Here is a 1,019-nt window from a genome sequence, read left to right on the forward strand (position 1 = left end):
GCTACCGATGTAATCCCTAAACAGTAAGAGCTGCATGCGCTCACTGTGGGGCTTCTCGACGGATTCGAGTAGCTTGAGCAGCTTGTCATGGTTTTCCCGCCGAATACGAAATGGCGTTTTAACAACGGCGATAAACAGGGTGATAACGGTCAAACTGACTTTGAGAATATCTGCGGCGCTGATCTCAAACATGGGGGCTTCCTGTCGTTGCGATGTGTTCCCTAAGGCCAGAAGTATAGAGCACGTTTTTCACCTGGCGTGAAAACTGGCGTTACAGCTTGGCCTTTGATCTCCAAGGCGTTAAGGCTAGACTCAGCAACATAAGTAAGACTGAGGGGATAAATGAATGGATGTGATTGAGGGGAGCGAGCTGCAGATCGCCGATGCGGTTTACGCCTACCAGTTGGACGGCAAGGGCGGCGTCACGCCGATCGAGCAAGATGACAAGATCACCTGCGACGCGCCGTGCTGGCTGCATCTTGATTACGCGCACCCGGCCAGCGCCGAATGGCTGAGCACCACGCCGCTGCTGCCGGACTCGGTGCGCGAAGCGCTCTCCGGCGAAAGCTCTCGGCCACGCGTCAGCCGCCAGGGCGAAGGCACCATGATCACCCTGCGCAGCATCAACTTCAACGCCAACTCACGGCCGGACCAGTTGGTCACCATCCGTGTGTACATCACCGATAAACTGATTATCTCCACGCGGCACCGCAAGGTGTATTCCATCGATCAGGTGGTGAACGATTTGCAAAGCGGCGCCGGGCCGACCAACAGCGGCAACTGGCTGGTGGAGATTTCCGATGCGTTGACCGATCACACCAGCGAATTCATTGAGGATCTGCACGACAAGATTATCGATCTGGAGGACGCCTTGCTGGAACAGCAGGTGCCGGAGCGTGGTCAGCTGGCGTTGATCCGTAAACAGCTTATCGTGCTGCGCCGTTACATGGCGCCGCAGCGTGACGTTTTCGCACGGCTGGCCAGCGATCGCCTGCCGTGGATGAGCGACGACGATCGCC

Annotated in this window: 2 protein-coding genes; one reads left to right on the forward strand and one right to left on the reverse strand. The window is 57.0% G+C overall.

Annotated elements, in window-relative coordinates:
• Positions 1–192: hypothetical protein (locus tag ABZ937_RS42870; protein WP_361701129.1), on the reverse strand; the 192-nt coding region annotated here is incomplete at its 3' end.
• Positions 193–346: 154 nt separating this feature from the next.
• Here ABZ937_RS42870 and zntB point away from each other — a divergent pair.
• A partial coding sequence (zntB, locus tag ABZ937_RS42875) for a zinc transporter ZntB (protein WP_361701132.1) occupies positions 347–1,019 on the forward strand: 673 nt, incomplete at its 3' end.

The sequence above is a fragment of the Streptomyces sp. NPDC046727 genome (genome assembly GCF_040645635.1).
In the GTDB taxonomy this organism is placed as follows: domain Bacteria; phylum Actinomycetota; class Actinomycetes; order Streptomycetales; family Streptomycetaceae; genus Streptomyces.